At 78.6% G+C, this 1,089-nt stretch carries 2 protein-coding genes; both read right to left on the bottom strand.

The window, feature by feature from the left end; all coding sequences use genetic code 11:
- Positions 1-113: 113 nt before the first annotated feature.
- Positions 114-428, bottom strand: a complete 315-nt coding sequence (locus DZF91_RS23350; RefSeq protein ID WP_117359503.1) for a (2Fe-2S)-binding protein — start codon at positions 426-428, stop codon at positions 114-116.
- Positions 425-1,089 (bottom strand): NAD(P)/FAD-dependent oxidoreductase (locus DZF91_RS23345; RefSeq protein WP_147341307.1); only part of this gene is annotated, 665 nt, incomplete at its 5' end. The genes DZF91_RS23345 and DZF91_RS23350, both read right to left, overlap by 4 nt.

Below are 1,089 nucleotides of genomic sequence, written 5' to 3'. Positions count from 1 at the left end.
GCCGAGCTCCCGCAGGTCCATGGCGTCGAAGGCGTTGCGGATGCCGGCGCGCAGCGCGGCGGCAGCGGCGGCGAGCCCGGCGGGGCCCGCGCCGACGATGACGACGTGCGCGCTCATCGCTCCTCCCCCGGCTCGCGGGACTGGGTGGTGACGGTGTCGCCGTCGCACACGCGGCGGCGGCAGGCCCGCACGTCGCGCTCGCCGTTGACGGTGACCAGGCAGTCGAAGCACACGCCGATGCCGCAGAACACGCCGCGCGGCGCGCCGGACGGGCCGGTCCGCCAGGCGCGGCGCCCGTCCGCGAGCAGCACGCCCGCGACGGTCTGCCCGGCGACACCGGGCACCGGGACGCCGTCCACGGTGATCGTCAGCGGGGTCGCGCGGCGCCGGACGGCGTCGGTGCGCGCGGGGACGATGCGGGGGCTCACGCTGCTCCTTCCGAGGTGTCGGACCGGCCGGCGCCGAGGACGGCGGACCGGTCGGCCCGGAACGGCTCCGGGTCGAGGGACGGCGCGGACCCGGTGACCAGCTCGCGCAGCAGCAGCGCGGTGCCCACCGAGAGGCCGATGCCCGCGCCCTCGTGGCCGGTGGCGTGCCAGAGGCCGGGCAGCCGCGGGTCGGGGCCGATGACGGGCAGGTGGTCGGGGACGTAGGGCCGGAACCCGCCGTAGGCGCGCATCACCTGGGCGTCCGCGAGGGACGGGTAGAGCCGCAGCGCCTTGCGGGCGATCTCGGCGAGGACGTGCGGGCGGATCCGGTCGTCGAACCCGACGCGGCGGCGGGCCGAGCCGAGCAGGACGGTCCCGGCGCGGGTGGACTCGACGACGGCGGAGGTCTGCAGGTCCTGCGCGCCGCTGCCGACCGCGCCGACGTAGTCGGCGTCGTAGACCTTGTGGAAGACGGTGGGCGGCAGGGGCGTGGTGACCAGCACCTCGCCGCGCCGCGGCCGGACGTCGACCGGGGCGCCGAGCCGGGCGGCGGTCTCGCCCGACCACGGTCCGGCGGCGTTCACGACCAGGTCGGCGGGCAGGACGCCGCCGGAGGTGCGGACGCCGGTGAGGCGGCCCCCCGCCGCGCGCGCGCCGAGCA

Origin of the sequence: Actinomadura logoneensis (assembly GCF_003428695.1) — a bacterium.
GTDB classification, from domain to species: Bacteria; Actinomycetota; Actinomycetes; order Streptosporangiales; family Streptosporangiaceae; genus Spirillospora; species Spirillospora logoneensis.
Note: the sequence above shows the minus strand (reverse complement) of the source record. Positions and strands in the feature narration are given on the sequence as shown.